This is a genomic window from Bacillus sp. BR3(2024), assembly GCF_039134555.1.
GTDB lineage: Bacteria > Bacillota > Bacilli > Bacillales > Bacillaceae_G > Bacillus_A > Bacillus_A cereus.
In genome coordinates, this window is sequence record NZ_CP152433.1 from 434,629 (window position 1) to 450,746 (window position 16,118).

Consider the following 16,118-nt stretch of genomic DNA (forward strand, 5'->3'; position numbering starts at 1 on the left):
TTTGAATTTAGGAAGTCTTGCTCGAACCTAAATTCAAACTTTAGTGAAATAATTAATGGATATTACGTCTAGTTTTCGCTAATGACGGCATTTGAAATTTCGGCAGGATTACCTGTTCCTGCACCGCCAATTGTAATAGATCCACCAGGAGGAATTTCACCATTCCATCCTGCGTTCGTAATTACATAATGATTATTTGTTTTACTACTAATTTTAGAATCCCAAACTTGTGTTAAATTACCGCTATAATCAAATTCTAATTTCCAATTTTTAATAGGAGTCGTTCCATTATTTTTGATTATAATCGAGAAGTTATAACCGCTGCCCCAATTCGAAGTGACTGAAAATGTAGCAGTACCATTTCCATCAGGAGGTGTCGTATTAGCTTCATCCGTTTTGACAGTAAGAGCGGTAGGTTGTGATTTATTTCCAGCAGCATCTTTGGCAATTATTGAAAATGTGTATTCCGTATTAGGTTTTAAGTTTTTAATTGTAATGCTATTTGTTGTTGTACTCCATTTCTCTTCTCCAGCAGTAATTTCATATTCCATAACTCCTACGTTATCAGTAGATGCAGTCCAGTTTAATTGAACTGAGTTTGAATTTTTATTCGTAACTACAACGTTTTTAACATTCGTTGGTGGCTCAGTATCTTTTTGACTAATAGGTCCACCAAGTAATTCTTTTACTAGCGTATCAAGTAATTTTGGACCACTGCAACTATATTTTGGACTTGTACGGCAATCTCCGCTTAGTTCCCAAAACATTGCTCCACTTAAACCTTTCGTCTTTATATAGTCTGTTTTGTATTTCATAGATTCATTGTCATCGTAGCTAATAAATGTGCCTGTAGTTGCATTATATAAATAAGGTACTTTAGCTGTGTCATTCCAGTAGCGTACAAAACCATTTTTATTAACGTAATTGGCTGCTAAATCACCGTAATCATACACACCTGTGTCACCGGTAGAATAATCATCCCAAGTACCTTTAGAAGCAAGTTTCCCATCACTACCTGGTTTGCAAGGTTGATATTGTCCGTTATTTTCTTTGCCACAACTTTTCCAGCCACGTCCGTAAAAGGGTACGCCTAATACTAGTTTATCGACTGGAACACCTTCATTTGTATAAACATTTATAGCACCATCTACGTAAAAATTCGTATTTGCTGCTGGGTCATTTGGATCCTTATATAGAGCTGCATTATGATTAGAAGTAGCTTCCCATCCACCGTGGAAATCATATGTCATAATATTAATCCAATCGAGTATTTGAGAAATTTTCTTTAGCTCTGTATGATCAGCGTAGCGTTGGCTTGCGCCTGAAGCGATTGTTAGTAAATATTGTTTGCCATCTTCAGTACCTGCTTTATTCAAAGCATTTCGGACGTCTTGAAGAAGGAGAGTGAAATTTTGTTTATCTTCAGGACGATAACTACCACCAGGAATCGTTTCAACGCCCGGATATTCCCAGTCTAAATCTACGCCATCAAACCCATATGCGCGAAGAAAAGCTACTGTAGATTCAGCAAATACTTTTCTTGTTTTTTCATCAGCGGCCATATCAGAAAAGCGGTTAGACCAAGTCCAGCCACCAACGGAAATAATTGTTTTTAAGTGAGGATATTTAGCTTTTAATCGTTTTAGTTCACCGAAATTTCCGCAACGGGCATATTTATCGCAATCTTCCCAAGTTGTACCTGAGCCAGGATACGATTTGGTAACATCAGCCCATGGTTCCCCGAGTACGAGAGTACCATTAGGAACCTCTTTATTTTGCAATGGTACACCAGATTCTTTACAGTTCCACGTTTGTTTATTTGGATTATCAGGATGAGTAGAAGGGTTTCCATGTTTTCCATTCCAACAAATATCCGCGAAAGCATAGTTAAGGTGAGTAAGTTTTGATGCATCAATGTCAGCAACTTGATAATTACGTCCGTAAACGCCCCACGAAGGAAAGTACCCAACAATTTTTTGATTTTGCTTTGGTGAATCTGCTAATGCGAGATTTGGAGTAATAAAATTTGTGAGAAAAAGAGGTAAGAAAAGTAGTAGAGATAGTAATAGCAGTGTGAATTTTTGAGACCTCATAGCCATTTCTCCTTTCAAAATAAAAGATATATTTAAAGGCATACGCCAATAAATCAAAATGAATCTAGACGTATGAAACGTCTAGATAAAATGATCAGACATCACGAAGTCTATACAAGGGAGCTGGGGGTGATTAAATCGTAACAAATGTAAGATTTAGTGTAAACGCTTTATTCAGTTGTAAAAGACTTTCTCAATACAAAAAGGCTTGAATACAAACTATATATGAAAACGAAAGATCGGTATGGGAGGAAATAGCTCATTATAAATAAATTTGAGAAAAAATTGTATGGAGCCAATTATTAAAGACGTAGAAAGATAAGGAAATATCATGTAAAATAATAGTAAAAATATGTAAAGGAGGGAATAGTGTGGATGTGTTTTTGAACATTGCTGAAGAAAAAATTCGAAAAGCAATACGGAACGGTGATCTTGATTATCTTCCGGGAAAAGGAAAACCACTACAATTAGAAGATTTTTCAATGGTACCTCCAGAACTTAGAATGAGTTATAAAATTTTAAAAAATGCGGGAATGATTCCACCAGAAATGGAACTACAAAAAGATATATTAAAAATAGAGGATCTGATTGCTTGCTGTTATGATGAAGAAGAGAGAAAGAAATTAAGAGAAGAGTTAACAGTAAAAACGCTTCGTTTTCAGCAGGTAATGGAAAAGAGAAAGATTAAAGATAGTTCAGCTTTTCGTATGTATCAAGAAAAAGTATTTCGTAAATTACGCTAAGAGGGATAATATGACTACATTTAAAACGATAGAAGAATTAGCGACCTATATCGAAGAACAACAATTGGTACTTCTGTTTATTAAAACGGAAAATTGTGGTGTTTGTGATGTTATGCTAAGAAAAGTAAATTGCGTATTAGAGAATTATGATTACGTAGAGAAAATAGAAATATTACTACAAGACATGCAAGAGATTGCGGGGCGATATGGAGTATTTACAGGGCCAACAATTTTATTATTTCATAATGGAAAAGAAATTCTTCGTGAATCACGCTTCATTTCACTTGAAAATCTAGAGAGAATCATTCAATTATTCGAGGAATAGGGGAGGCTTTTATATGGGATTTATTATTGTCATACTATTATTTGTTGTAGTTGGAATAATCGTAACAGCAGTTCGATCGAACAAAAAGAAGGTGAACTTGGCGAAACAAAATAACATACATAATTCATCTAACAGCTCATCACCATTATTTTTCTTTGCTGGATCGGATAATGATAGCTCGCATGATGGCGGTTCACATGATTGTGGAGGCTCTTTTGGGGGAGATAGCGGAGGAAGCTGCGGTGGCGGTGGGGATTGATGAAAATGCGCCTTATATAGGCGTATTTCTTTTTAAACAAACGTTTGATTAGTCGGCTTACATATACATAAACACAGTTAAACAAACGTTTGATTAATATTTTTAACATACTAAGGGGAATGGAAATGAAAAGGGAACCGAAAGTGAAAAATAAGGGGAAAGTAGTGTTATTTTTATTAGCTGCGGGAGGCGTATTTCTTGTTAAATTAGCATTTAAATTTGGAACAATACATATGATTCGAACTTGGTTTGAAAGTACGTTTTCTTAAATAAGGAATATAGCCTCTTGCGATAGAGGTTTTTGATTTGTTATTATTAGACTGAACGGTCGGTTTAAAGAGGTGTGAATATGAGAAGAAGCGCAGAAGAGATAAAGAAAGAAATTGCATACAAAGCAGAAAGTCTATTTTCACAGAAGGGCTACGCAGCTACATCTATGGAAGAGATTTGTGAAATTACAGAGCGAAGTAAAGGAAGTATTTATTATCACTTTAAAAGTAAAGAAGAATTATTTTTATTTGTAGTGAAACAGCATACGTATGATTGGCTTGAAAAATGGAATGAAAAAGAGAAGTTGTATAGCACTAGTACTGAAAAACTATATGGTCTCGCGGAATATCATGTAGAGGACATACAGCAACCAATTTCAAATGCCATAGAGGAATTCTCTATGAGTCAAGTTGTAAGTAAAGAGATTTTGGAGGAACTATTAGCTTTAACTAGAGAATCATATGTTATGTTTGAGAAATTAATTGAAGCAGGTATACAGTCTGGAGAGTTCCGTGAAGATAATACTCGTGATCTTATGTATATTGTGAATGGATTATTATCAGGGCTTGGAGTACTTTACTACGAGCTAGATTATAAAGAGTTGAAGCGTATTTATAAAAAGGCAATAGATGTATTGTTAAAAGGAATGGCAGCTGAATAATAGGTCAGTTGCTTTTCTTACAAAATAAATTAGACTGAACGGTCGGTTTGTGAAAGGGGAATGAAAATGAACGCTTTATTTAAAAACCGAGCATTTATGCTCGTTATGGCGTCTGATATTTTACAACAATTTGCAATTTGGATCAGAAATATGGCTCTTTTGTATTTTATAATGGAGCGAACGAATAATGATCCGGTTTCTGTTTCTTTGTTATCAGTTATGGAATATGCACCTATTTTTATTTTCTCGTTTATCGGTGGTGCGCTAGCTGATCGCTGGAATCCGAAAAGAACAATGGTCGCTGGAGATGTGTTGAGTGTACTGTCTATTATAGGAATTGTCCTGTTGTTAAAGCTGGATTATTGGCAGGCTATATTTTTTGCAACACTCATTTCCGCGATTGTAGGTCAGTTTTCTCAGCCCTCATCTTCGCGTATATTTAAGCGCTATGTAAAAGAAGAACAGGTAGCAAATGCGATTGCATTTAACCAAACATTACAGTCATTATTTCTGATTTTTGGACCAGTGGTAGGATCGCTTGTGTATACACAACTTGGTTTATTTACGTCACTATATAGCTTAATCATTTTATTTTTGTTATCTGCTATCGCCCTTTCATTTTTACCAAAATGGGTTGAAAAAGAGCAAGTGGCGAGAGATTCATTAAAAAATGATATAAAAGAAGGTTGGAAGTATGTTCTTCATACGAAAAATTTAAGTATGATTACGATCACTTTCACCATTATAGGCTTAGCTGTTGGATTAACAACTCCATTAGAGGTGTTTCTTGTAATAGAACGCCTTGGAATGGAAAAGGAAGCAGTTCAATATTTAGCTGCAGCTGATGGAATAGGTATGTTAATTGGTGGTATTGTTGCTGCAATTTTCGCTTCAAAAGTGAATCCGAAAAAAATGTTTGTATTCGGTATGGGCATATTAGCAATGTCATTTTTAGTAGAAGGGCTATCTACATCATTTTGGATTACTAGTTTCATGAGGTTTGGAACAGGTATTTGTTTAGCTTGTGTTAATATTGTTGTCGGTACGCTTATGATTCAACTTGTACCAGAAAATATGGTTGGAAGAGTAAATGGGACGATTTTACCACTGTTTATGGGGGCAATGCTAATTGGAACTTCACTAGCTGGAGGATTAAAGGAACTAACTTCACTAGTTACTGTGTTTTGTATAGCAATGGTACTTATTTTATTAGCGATAGGGCCAGTTCTACGTATGCAAATAAAAAAAGAAGATGTTGCTAATAAAGAGGCACTAACAAATTCGTTAGCTTCGAAATAACTATTGTAAGGGAGCAATATTGCTCCCTTTTTCTTTGAGGAACTTTTGACAACTATATGAGCCAATTATATACTGATGTTGTAAAAACGATTTTACAGGTTAGGAGCAATGGTGTGAAAAATCAAATCTATGAATTACGCACTGAAAATAATATTTCACAAGGCGCATTAGCTGATAAATGTAAAGTTTCTAGACAAACGATAAATGCAATTGAGAATAATAAATATGATCCAAGTTTAGCGTTAGCATTCCGTTTAGCTGAAGTATTAGGAACAACTGTTGATAAATTATTTTTGTACAAGCAGTAGAGTCGTTCATTATAAGTCGCACCTTTAAAAATAAAAAAGATCCTCTTCTTATGAGAAGAGGATCTTTTCTTATAGCGTTTTAGTCTTTGGACTAGGTGGTGTAACGGATGTATTATTTTCTGGAACTCTAGTTAGTAAAAATCCTCCGATAATAAACAGAACAATAATACTAAGAACACCAGCGTTTGTTTTTCCTGTTAATTGGGTTGTAACACCGACTAATACCGGACCCATAATTGCGGCAAACTTGCCAAATATATTATAAAATCCGAAGAATTCATTAGCAGATTCTTTAGGTACTAGTTTTGCAAAGTATGAACGACTTAGTGCTTGAATACCACCTTGAGATGTAGCAACTAACATTGCTAAAATCCAAAAATCAAGTGTCGTTTTTAAAAAATAAGCATATGTGCAAATAATGATATAAATAATGATACCGACATATAACATTTTTTTACCAGTAAATGTTTCAGATAATTTTCCGTATAGTAAAGCAAATGGACAAGCGACAATTTGTGTTACAAATAATATGATTAATAGATTCGTTGCACTAATACCGAGATCGGTTCCGTAAGCGGTAGACATAGTAATAATTGTGTCGACTCCGTCAATATAGAAAAAGTAAGCGATTAGAAACATAAATACAGTTTTATATTCTTTAATATTTTTAAAAGTATCAGCAAGACGTTTGAAGCTCATTCTAATAGGTCTTGGATGACGCTCAATATAGTGTGTTTGCTCTACGTTTTTTAGCATTGGAATTGTAAATAATCCCCACCAAAGAGCTGTTATTGCAAAGGAAATTTGACTAGCAATGCCGACCGATAAGGGAATAGTTCCTTTTTGGGAAAGAATAATAAGAGCGATACAACCGATAAAAGGAATTGTACTCCCGATATAACCTAATGCAAATCCTCTTGTAGAAATTCGGTCCATTCTATCTTCAGAAGTGACGTCTACTAAAAATGCATCATAGAAAATGTTTGCTCCAGCAAAGCCGATTAAGGCGAGCATATAGCACCCTAGCAATAAGTACCACTGAGAGGTTGGAACGACTGCTAACATACTTGTAAATACGATACCGAGTCCAAAGAAGAATGTGAAAAAACGTTTTTTAAATCCTTTATAATCAGCAACTGTGCCAAGAATAGGAGCAAGTATAGAAATTAAAAGTGTTGCGAATGAGTTTGCATATCCCCAATATGCTGTTGAAGTTGCCCCAGATAGTCCAGCTTCTTTTGCAGCTGCTTTAAAGTAAATTGGAAATAATGCAGTTGTAATGACGAGCGAGTATACAGAGTTCGCCCAATCGTATAATATCCAGCTTTTTTCTTGTCTGGACATTTTTTTCATATAATGTTCCCCCTTAAATTTGTTTTACTAACAGTGTACAAAAATAAAAATTATAAAAAGAGAAACAGTGATGAATTTTACATAACTTTTACATATATACACTGTTCTTTACAATTGGAGTAAATCCTCTACAATTGCTCCGTCTGTTTCACCTAAGTGTAAACCGAGTAGTCTAGCGATAGTTGGGCCCTCATCAATAAGTCTCATATACGGTATGGTAATGCCGCTTTTTATCCCTTTCCCAGCAGCTATAAAAATTGTTTCATAGTTAGGTTTTGTTGGAGAGTATCCATGCGTACCAAATGTATATTTTTTACTGGGCGTAACATCTTTTTCGGTAATTTCTTTTATAAAATCTCCTGTATAGTTTTCAGTGAAATAATACCCTTCTCGTGCTTCTAACATGAATAAACAATTACCGTCTGCACCGCAGTCTTTCGCAGCTTCATCATGAAGTATAAATTCAATTCCGTTTTGTTTATTTTGAAGTAGTTCTTCAAAGAGTAGTTGTACCTCCCGAATTGTATCCGTATCATTTTTGTCCTTTACATATACATAGGCAGAGCCGTCGCAACTTTGGCAATAGGCTTTCCAGTCTACTAATTTTCTTTTTTTATTAAGAGATATAAGTCCTCTTTGATGGAATAGCACATTTAATTGTATGGATTTGTTTTCACTTAAAGCGCTATGATCACCAAGGGCAATAATTGTACTTTCTTCGTATAAGTCACTTTCTTTTAGTGCTTGAATAATTTTCCCTAGACGTTCGTCGTGTCTCTGGATAGCAGCTATTGTTTCGTTAGATTCAAAGCCGTGATAGTGTCTTTGTGTGTCTAGATCGGTGAAATGTACGAACATGATATTAGGCTTTTTCGTCTGGATTGTATGCACAGCAGAGGCGAGGACGAAATCATCCAGCTCTGGTTGTGATAAACCATTTCTTATATGGCCGAAACGACGATTTAAATCTAATTGGTATAGTGGGCTACCGCTAAATAAGGAAACTAACACTTGATTTTGCCAAGGTCTATTTGGAAAAATTTCTGGTAAATTGTAATCGATGTTCGCTCTTCCAGTAACAGGCCATAGAAGGGCAGCTGTCGTTAAATTTGCTTTGCGCGCTTCATCATACAATGTTGTTCCTTTTATTGATTTTCGGTACCAATGCCAATCAGGTGATTCACGCCCTGGTTGAAGTAACGTATTGCTAACAACACCGTGCTTGTTAGGGTAATTACCGGTTACGATTGTTGAGTGGCTTGGATATGTTACAGAAGGATAAATTGGTTCTACTTTTTCGACAACCGTGCCCTTTTTTATTAGAGATTGGAAATGAGGTAGTTTTTGTAGTATAGGAAAATCTAAAGCTGATAAACAGTCGAATGATAAAATAATGACATGGTTTGTTAATGCTTTATCCATAAAGTTCCCTCCTGATTATATAAAACCTATTCTTATATATTACTATTAATACCTAGTAATAAAAATATATTTTTATGTGAAAATTTATTTTTATTTTCAGAAAAATTAAACATATAATTAAGTATAGGGGAATCTATGGAAGGAGGAAACACTATGGATTGGTTAGATGGATTTGGTATCTTTTACATCATTGGCGGAATCACGATTATCCTTGTATTTGCTATTTCATATTTACTAAAGAAACGGTTTCCAGACAAACAGTTCGATATTATATTTGCACTTAGTTTAATACTTCTTTGCTTAGCGTCCTTTCCCGTTACAATGATTGTTATTGGTGGGTGGGAAGGAATGGGATATGGATTTATTGGTTTCTTCGTCCTACTTGGTACACTTATCGGTATGATTGCACATCAACTTGTGAAAATTACGCGGAAAAGCTACGTATAAAACTGCAAAAAATGAAAAGAATATATAAAAATAAGAAAATTAGCTATTGTTTTAAAAAAGAATTTGTATTATGATAATCAACAAATTTATTTCGTTATAACGATGAAAAAGGACTAGTACATGTTCAACCTTTTTAGCAGAGAGAGAATCCGTCAGGCTGAAAGATTCTTAAAAAGGCAATATGGAACCTGCCTTTGAGTTCTGCATATGCAGCGGGAATTTCCCGTTATCAAAAAGAGAGCATGCGCAATTTTTGTGCATGAATCAGGGTGGTAACGCCGACAAAGCTCGGTCCCTATTTAGGGACGCGGGCTTTTTTGTATTTTCTAGAAGGAGGAAGACTGACTATGGCAAAAGAACAAGTGCAAGCCATTACGAAGATGGAAGAGGACTTTGCGCAGTGGTATACCGATATTGTAAAAAAAGCCGAACTTGTTGATTATTCAAGTGTAAAAGGATGCATGATTTTACGTCCGTATGGTTATGCCTTATGGGAGAATATGCAGAAGGTGATGGATGAGAAGTTAAAAGAAACTGGCCATGAAAATGTATATATGCCAATGTTTATCCCAGAGAGTTTATTGCAAAAAGAGAAGGATCATGTTGAAGGATTTGCTCCTGAAGTAGCATGGGTTACGCATGGTGGAGATGAAAAGTTAGCGGAAAGACTTTGTGTACGTCCTACATCTGAAACTTTATTCTGTGAGCACTTTTCAAAAATTGTGCAATCCTATAATGATTTGCCAAAGTTATATAATCAGTGGTGTTCAGTAGTTCGTTGGGAGAAGACAACTAGGCCGTTCCTTCGTACGACTGAATTTTTATGGCAAGAGGGTCATACAATCCATGAAACGGCAGAAGAATCGCAGGCTGAAACATTAAATATTTTAAACTTATATGCTTCTTTCTGTGAGGATTATTTAGCAATACCAGTTATTAAAGGACAAAAAACAGAAAAAGAGAAGTTTGCTGGAGCAAAGGCAACTTATACAATTGAAAGTTTAATGCATGATGGAAAAGCACTTCAAACAGGAACCTCTCATAACTTTGGGACGAATTTCTCAGAAGCATTTGATATTAAGTTTTTAGATCGTAACGGTAAGTGGCAATATGTGCACCAAACATCTTGGGGTGTATCAACAAGAATGATAGGCGGGCTAATAATGGTTCATAGTGATAATAATGGACTTGTAATGCCACCAAAAGTCGCTCCAGTGCAAGTTGTTATTGTACCAATTGCTCAGCATAAAGAAGGAGTTTTAGCAAAAGCAACAGAGTTACAAGCACATATTCAAAAGGTTGCACGAGTAAAAATAGATGCTAGTAATAAAACACCAGGCTGGAAATTTAATGAGTATGAAATGAAGGGGATTCCAATTCGATTAGAAGTTGGCCCTAAAGATATTGAAAAGAATCAAGTTGTACTTGTAAGAAGAGATACGAAGGAAAAAGAGTTTGTACCAATGGATCAATTAGAAGAACGTATTCCAGCATTACTTGAAGAAATTCATATTGCTTTATTTAATAAAGCAAAAGCATTTCGCGATGAGAATACGTATGTTGCGACAAATTTCGAAGAGATGAAAAAAATAGCTGACGAAAAGCAAGGCTTTATTAAGGCAATGTGGTGCGGGGAATTAGCTTGTGAAGAAAAACTAAAAGAAGAAGTTGGCGTATCTTCACGTTGTATGCCTTTTGAGCAAGAGCATTTAGCTGAAGAATGTATTTGTTGTGGTAAAGAAGCTAAACAAATGGTGTATTGGGGAAAAGCGTATTAATACTTTTTCTGATAGGTGATAAAAGGACTTTGGGCTGCATAATAAAATGTAATCCAAAGTCCTTTTTAGTTTTATACAGTATTTCATGTACTTTTTAGATGGAAGGATGTTGTTCTTATTTTACGTTTTTACGACGAATAAACAGTAACATACCAATTAGGAATGTTGAAAGCCCCATTAAAATAGATATAGGATAATGCGTTGCAGTATTAGGTAATTTATCACCTTGTTTTTTCGTATTATCTTTTACATTACCCCCTTGAGAACCGTTGCCCTCCTGAGAATTGCTATCGCCTTTAACACGATTGCCACCTTGAGAGCCATTACCCCCTTGAGAACTGCTATCACCTTTAACACGATTGCCGCCTTGAGAGCCATTGCCGCCAGAACCGTTACCACCAGAACCGTTACCGCCAGAACCATTGCCACCAGAGCCATTGCCGCCAGAACCGTTACCGCCAGAACCATTGCCACTAGAGCCATTGCCGCCAGAACCATTGCCACTAGAGCCATTGCCGCCAGAACCGTTGTCACCGGAACCATTGCCACCAGAGCCATTGCCGCCAGAACCATTACCGCCAGAACCGTTGCCACCAGAACCATTGCCACCGGAACCGCTGCCGTCAGAGCCACTACCACCAGAACCGTTACCGCCAGAACCATTGCCACCAGAACCGTTACCGCCGGAACCATTACCGCCAGAACCGTTACCGCCGGAACCATTACCGCCAGAACCGTTGTCACCAGAGCCACTGCCGCCAGAGCCGTTGCCACCAGAACCATTGCCACCGGAACCGCTGCCGTCAGAGCCACTACCACCAGAACCGTTACCGCCAGAACCATTGCCACCAGAACCGTTACCGCCGGAACCGTTGTCACCAGAACCGTTACCGCCGGAACCATTGCCACCAGAGCCACTGCCACCAGAACCGTTACCGCCAGAACCATTGTCACCAGAACCAGTATCGTCCTGAGAACCGTTATTTCCTGGAGGTATATTATTATCCTTTGAGTTTCCTTCTGCAAAATGATCGCTATTTTGTACAATAGCGTTTGTTAATGGTTGGAAGTTTTCAGTTGCAGCATTACCGATATTTAAACCGCTAAAAAAAGATAAAGAGAGTGTTGATGCTAAAATGAAGATTTTCGTCATGGTTTTCCTCCTAAGAGATTAATGTTCCATCTAAAATACATCCCTTTGTAATATTTCTTAGGAAAAAGAGTTTTATGCAAAAAAACTATATATAGAAAAAGGTGGTGTATTTGTCAAAGCAGAAAAGAATTAATGTAGATTTCCTACAAATAGTAGAGGGGGAGAATTTACATTCATAACGGTAGAGGAAGTGGCAGCAGATGAAAGAGTATATAGCGTTTGATATTGGCGGTACGCAAATTAAGTATGGTATTGTTTCAGAAATAGGGAGAGTATTAAAGCGTCAAACAGTTGCAACAGAAATTCATTTAGGCGGAGAACAAATTATTCAAAAACTTATATATGTATCCAAAAAAATAATGAATGAACATACTATTGCCGGAATCGGTATTAGCACTGCGGGAATTGTTGATATTAATAAAGGAATTGTGACGGGAGGCGCGGATCATATTCCGGGATATAGTACTATTCCTATTATTGATAGATTGCAAGAGATATTAAAAGTTCCAGTATCGATTGACAATGATGTGAATTGTGCAGCGTTTGGAGAAAAGTGGAATGGTAGTGGAAGAGAGAAAGATAACTTTATTATGCTCACCCTTGGAACAGGGATTGGAGGAGCAATTTTTATAGATGGAAAATTGTACCGAGGACATTCATTTAGTGCTGGTGAATGGGGGAATATGTTAATAGAAGGAAAAACGTTTGAAGAGGTTGCTTCGATTTCAGGATTAATTCGACTTGTAAGCAAATATAAAGGCAAAGGCAAGTGGAATGGGAAAAGAATTTTCGAGTTGTATGATAAAGGAGATCGGGAAGTTGCTCAAGCAGTTGGGATTTTCTTTAAACATTTGGCAATCGGAATTAGTAATCTTGCTTATATTTTTAATCCAGAAACGATTATTATTGGTGGAGGAATTACCGATAGAGGAAATGAGTTTTTAAAAGAAGTAAAAGAAGAGGTCAGTAAATACTTAAATCAAGAGATTTATAATAATTGTGAGATTGAACTTGCGCAAAACGGTAATTGTGCAGGAATGATTGGTGCTATTTACCACTTCTTACATCATCATAAGTAAATTATATGAATGTTTTCATATAACTGAGAATTTATCCTTTTTATCGCTAGGTAAATAATGCTACAATATAAGAGAAGAATACAATATTTTCCGATTCGGAAAATGCTTTGTAGAAAGGGAGAAACTTCATGCCTATTATTTTAGAAAAAGGTCAAAAGATCGATTTAACGAAAGGACAACCAAAAGTAGCAAAACTACAGGTTGGCTTAGGCTGGGATCCAATTGGGCAATCAGGTGGATTTCTGTCTTCATTATTTGGAAGTAAACCAAATGTAGATTGTGATGCATCTGTTGTTATGTTAGAAGGAGATCGTTTTTTAAACAAAAATGATTTAGTTTACTTCGGAAATAAACTTTCTACTTGTGGTAGTATTATTCATTCAGGAGATAATTTAACAGGTGAAGGCGCTGGTGATGACGAAACAATTTTCGTAGAATTACATAAAGTTCCAAGCCGTATTAATCGTTTAGTATTCGTTGTAAATATTTATGACTGTGTAAATCGTCGTCAAGATTTCGGGATGATTCGTAATGCATATATTCGTATTCAAAACCCGCAAACTGGTGAAGAATTAGCACGCTATAATTTATCGGATAATTATGCTGGCAAAACAACTCTAATTGCAGGTGAAATGTATCGTCACGGAAGTGAATGGAAGTTTTCAGCAGTTGGAGAAGGCACGCAAGATAAAAACTTAAGTGAGATTGTATCACGTTATCAATAAAATAACCGAGGAGGAATTGTATATGGCATCAATTTCATTGAAAAAGGGACAAAAGGTAGACTTAACAAAAACGAATCCAGGTCTTTCGAAAGTTCTTGTAGGACTTGGTTGGGACACGAATCGTTATGACGGACAAAACGATTTCGACTTAGATGTTAGTATTTTCTTAGTAGGCGCGAATGGTAAAGTTTCAGGAGCTGAAGATTTCGTTTTCTATAATAATCCAAAAGGTGCGAATGGTGCTGTAGAGCATTTAGGAGATAACCGCACTGGTGAAGGTGAAGGCGATGACGAAGCGATTAAAGTAGATTTGAAAAATGTTCCTGCTCACATCGAACGTATTTGTTTCACAATTACAATTTATGATGGAGAAGGCCGTAGCCAAAACTTCGGACAAGTTTCTAATTCTTTCGTACGTATTCTTGATGAAGAAAAGAATGCAGAATTAATTCGTTATGATTTAGGAGAAGATTTCTCTATTGAAACAGCCGTAGTAGTAGGTGAATTATATCGTCATGCAGGTGATTGGAAATTCAATGCAATCGGAAGTGGATTCCAAGGTGGATTAGCGTCTCTATGTAATAACTTTGGTTTAGATGTAGAGTAATAGATTTGATTTATATATCCATCGGTGAAATGTATGTTTACTGATGGATATATTTTTAAAGATAAAAATATAGAGGTGAATATAGATGGTTATTCAATTACAAAAAGGCCAGAAAATCGATTTAGGTAAGACAAGCCCTGGTTTAACGAAAGCAGTAATTGGTCTTGGATGGGATATTAAATCTTATGACGGCGGAGCCGATTTCGATTTAGATGCATCTGCCTTTTTATTAGATGCAAACGGAAAATGTACGAAGGAAACTGATTTTATCTTCTATAATAATTTACAGTCTCCTTGTGGATCTGTTTTACATACAGGAGATAACCGTACAGGTGAAGGTGAAGGTGACGATGAGCAACTTGTTGTGGATTTGAAGAAAGTTCCAGCAGATGTGCACAGAATTGCTATTACAGTTACGATTTATGATGCAGAAGGCCGTAGTCAAAACTTTGGGCAAGTAGGAAATGCGTTTGTTCGTTTAGCGAATGAAGAAACGAGTGAAGAAGTTCTTCGTTTTGATTTAGGGGAAGATTTCTCCATCGAAACAGCAGTTGTCTTTTGTGAATTATACCGTCATAATGGACAGTGGAAGTTTAATGCAGTAGGAAGTGGATTCCAAGGTGGTTTAGGTGCGCTTGTAAGAGCGTATGGCTTGGATGCATAGAAAGGAAACGATATTCGTTTCCTTTTTTTGACCTTTCTATAAATCTAGCAAAGAATAGGGGATAAAGGTAAGATGAGTATTTTGCAAGGAATCCTTGATACGTATGCTCAGTTTTTCGACTTGGACATGTGGATTAAAGTGTTGCAGGATCCAGTATCTTGGGGATTAATTGGTACACTTGTTGTACTTGAAGGATTATTATCTGCTGATAACGCACTTGTGTTAGCGGTAATGGTAAAACATCTTCCGGAAGAAAAACGTAAAAAAGCATTATTCTATGGACTTATTGGAGCTTATGTGTTCCGCTTTATTGCGATTGGAATCGGAATGTTCTTAATTAAATTATGGTGGGTAAAACTTCTTGGTGCACTTTACCTTGCTTGGTTATCAGTAAAATACTTTATTGATAAGCGTAAAGGTGCAAGTGAAGAAGACGAAGCTCACGGTATGAATCAAAATAGTATTCTCTTTAGAATGTTTGGTGTCTTCTGGGGAACAGTTGCGATGGTTGAATTAATGGATATCGCATTCTCTGTAGATAGCGTACTTGCTGCATTTGGTGTATCTAATGAAGTTTGGATTTTACTATTAGGCGGAATGCTAGGTATTTTAATGATGCGTGGTATTGCTGGTGTATTCTTAAAATTGTTAGAGCGTATTCCAGAGCTTGAAACGACAGCATACATTTTAATCTTAATTATTGCAGCAAAAATGTTACTGTCTTTAATCGAGATTGAGATTAGTCATACACTATTCTTTATTATTTTAGTTGTAGCATTTGGAGCAACATTTATACTTCACTACATGAAGAATTCTGGACAAGCTAGAGAAGAAGTTGCAGCTACTAAAGAAGACAATAAATAATTGAAATGGGTTTGCTCGTTTTGCGAGCGCCCATTTTTTATAACCAAAAATAGTTTATAATAGAAGAA

General features: G+C 36.2%; 18 protein-coding genes and 1 other annotated feature. Of the genes, 14 read left to right on the forward strand and 4 right to left on the reverse strand.

The window, feature by feature from the left end:
• Nucleotides 1-68: 68 nt before the first annotated feature.
• The gene (locus tag V7S45_RS02260) at nt 69-2,093 is read right to left on the reverse strand and encodes a glycosyl hydrolase family 18 protein (RefSeq protein WP_025687831.1); all 2,025 of its coding nucleotides are present in this window, start codon (nt 2,091-2,093) and stop codon (nt 69-71) included.
• Between the two features lie 371 nt (nt 2,094-2,464).
• Here V7S45_RS02260 and V7S45_RS02265 point away from each other — a divergent pair, with 371 nt between their 5' ends.
• From V7S45_RS02265 to V7S45_RS02295, 7 genes are all read left to right on the forward strand, one after another.
• On the forward strand, nt 2,465-2,836 hold the full coding sequence (locus V7S45_RS02265) for a DUF1992 domain-containing protein (RefSeq protein WP_017657409.1): 372 nt from the start codon (nt 2,465-2,467) through the stop codon (nt 2,834-2,836).
• 10 nt (nt 2,837-2,846) lie between these two features.
• Nucleotides 2,847-3,161, forward strand: a complete 315-nt coding sequence (locus V7S45_RS02270; protein ID WP_000206515.1) for a thioredoxin family protein — start codon at nt 2,847-2,849, stop codon at nt 3,159-3,161.
• Nucleotides 3,162-3,174: 13 nt separating this feature from the next.
• Nucleotides 3,175-3,420 (forward strand): hypothetical protein, encoded by a 246-nt coding sequence (locus V7S45_RS02275; protein WP_000505774.1) that lies wholly within the window; start codon nt 3,175-3,177, stop codon nt 3,418-3,420.
• Between the two features lie 125 nt (nt 3,421-3,545).
• The gene (locus tag V7S45_RS02280; RefSeq protein ID WP_000817981.1) at nt 3,546-3,689 is read left to right on the forward strand and encodes a hypothetical protein; all 144 of its coding nucleotides are present in this window, start codon (nt 3,546-3,548) and stop codon (nt 3,687-3,689) included.
• Between the two features lie 80 nt (nt 3,690-3,769).
• Nucleotides 3,770-4,351, forward strand: a complete 582-nt coding sequence (locus V7S45_RS02285) for a TetR/AcrR family transcriptional regulator (protein ID WP_001254439.1) — start codon at nt 3,770-3,772, stop codon at nt 4,349-4,351.
• A gap of 66 nt (nt 4,352-4,417) precedes the next feature.
• Nucleotides 4,418-5,650 (forward strand): MFS transporter, encoded by a 1,233-nt coding sequence (locus V7S45_RS02290; RefSeq protein ID WP_025687832.1) that lies wholly within the window; start codon nt 4,418-4,420, stop codon nt 5,648-5,650.
• 56 nt (nt 5,651-5,706) lie between these two features.
• Entirely contained in the window at nt 5,707-5,958 is a 252-nt protein-coding gene (locus V7S45_RS02295; protein ID WP_002023181.1) for a helix-turn-helix transcriptional regulator, read from the forward strand.
• 69 nt (nt 5,959-6,027) lie between these two features.
• Here the strand turns inward: V7S45_RS02295 and V7S45_RS02300 are convergent, their stop codons facing one another.
• Both V7S45_RS02300 and V7S45_RS02305 read right to left on the reverse strand, forming a co-directional pair.
• Nucleotides 6,028-7,311, reverse strand: a complete 1,284-nt coding sequence (locus V7S45_RS02300) for an MFS transporter (RefSeq protein ID WP_000738812.1) — start codon at nt 7,309-7,311, stop codon at nt 6,028-6,030.
• A 108-nt stretch (nt 7,312-7,419) separates the two neighbouring features.
• Nucleotides 7,420-8,733, reverse strand: a complete 1,314-nt coding sequence (locus V7S45_RS02305) for an alkaline phosphatase family protein (protein WP_025687833.1) — start codon at nt 8,731-8,733, stop codon at nt 7,420-7,422.
• A 153-nt stretch (nt 8,734-8,886) separates the two neighbouring features.
• Between V7S45_RS02305 and V7S45_RS02310 the strand changes: the two genes are divergently transcribed.
• A complete protein-coding gene (locus V7S45_RS02310) occupies nt 8,887-9,180 on the forward strand; it encodes a YesK-like family protein (protein WP_000383850.1) in 294 nt (97 codons plus the stop codon).
• Between the two features lie 93 nt (nt 9,181-9,273).
• Nucleotides 9,274-9,480 (forward strand) — a binding site (T-box leader).
• 47 nt (nt 9,481-9,527) lie between these two features.
• Entirely contained in the window at nt 9,528-10,958 is a 1,431-nt protein-coding gene (proS, locus tag V7S45_RS02315; protein ID WP_001040977.1) for a proline--tRNA ligase, read from the forward strand.
• Nucleotides 10,959-11,073: 115 nt separating this feature from the next.
• On the opposite strand, the gene V7S45_RS02320 is transcribed toward proS, so the two are convergent.
• On the reverse strand, nt 11,074-12,111 hold the full coding sequence (locus V7S45_RS02320) for an LPXTG cell wall anchor domain-containing protein (protein WP_342761639.1): 1,038 nt from the start codon (nt 12,109-12,111) through the stop codon (nt 11,074-11,076).
• 200 nt (nt 12,112-12,311) lie between these two features.
• Here V7S45_RS02320 and V7S45_RS02325 point away from each other — a divergent pair, with 200 nt between their 5' ends.
• The 5 genes from V7S45_RS02325 to V7S45_RS02345 all read left to right on the forward strand — a co-directional run bounded on the left by V7S45_RS02325 (nt 12,312) and on the right by V7S45_RS02345 (nt 16,050).
• Nucleotides 12,312-13,190: an ROK family protein gene (locus tag V7S45_RS02325; protein ID WP_000666117.1), complete on the forward strand. Its 879-nt coding sequence runs from the start codon at nt 12,312-12,314 to the stop codon at nt 13,188-13,190.
• A gap of 128 nt (nt 13,191-13,318) precedes the next feature.
• Nucleotides 13,319-13,915, forward strand: coding sequence for a TerD family protein (locus V7S45_RS02330; protein ID WP_001121586.1), 597 nt, complete (start codon nt 13,319-13,321; stop codon nt 13,913-13,915).
• A gap of 22 nt (nt 13,916-13,937) precedes the next feature.
• Nucleotides 13,938-14,522 (forward strand): TerD family protein, encoded by a 585-nt coding sequence (locus V7S45_RS02335; protein WP_000146726.1) that lies wholly within the window; start codon nt 13,938-13,940, stop codon nt 14,520-14,522.
• 85 nt (nt 14,523-14,607) lie between these two features.
• A complete protein-coding gene (locus V7S45_RS02340; protein ID WP_000236643.1) occupies nt 14,608-15,186 on the forward strand; it encodes a TerD family protein in 579 nt (192 codons plus the stop codon).
• 72 nt (nt 15,187-15,258) lie between these two features.
• Nucleotides 15,259-16,050 (forward strand): TerC family protein, encoded by a 792-nt coding sequence (locus tag V7S45_RS02345; protein WP_000025704.1) that lies wholly within the window; start codon nt 15,259-15,261, stop codon nt 16,048-16,050.
• The last annotated feature ends 68 nt before the right edge of the window (nt 16,051-16,118 follow it).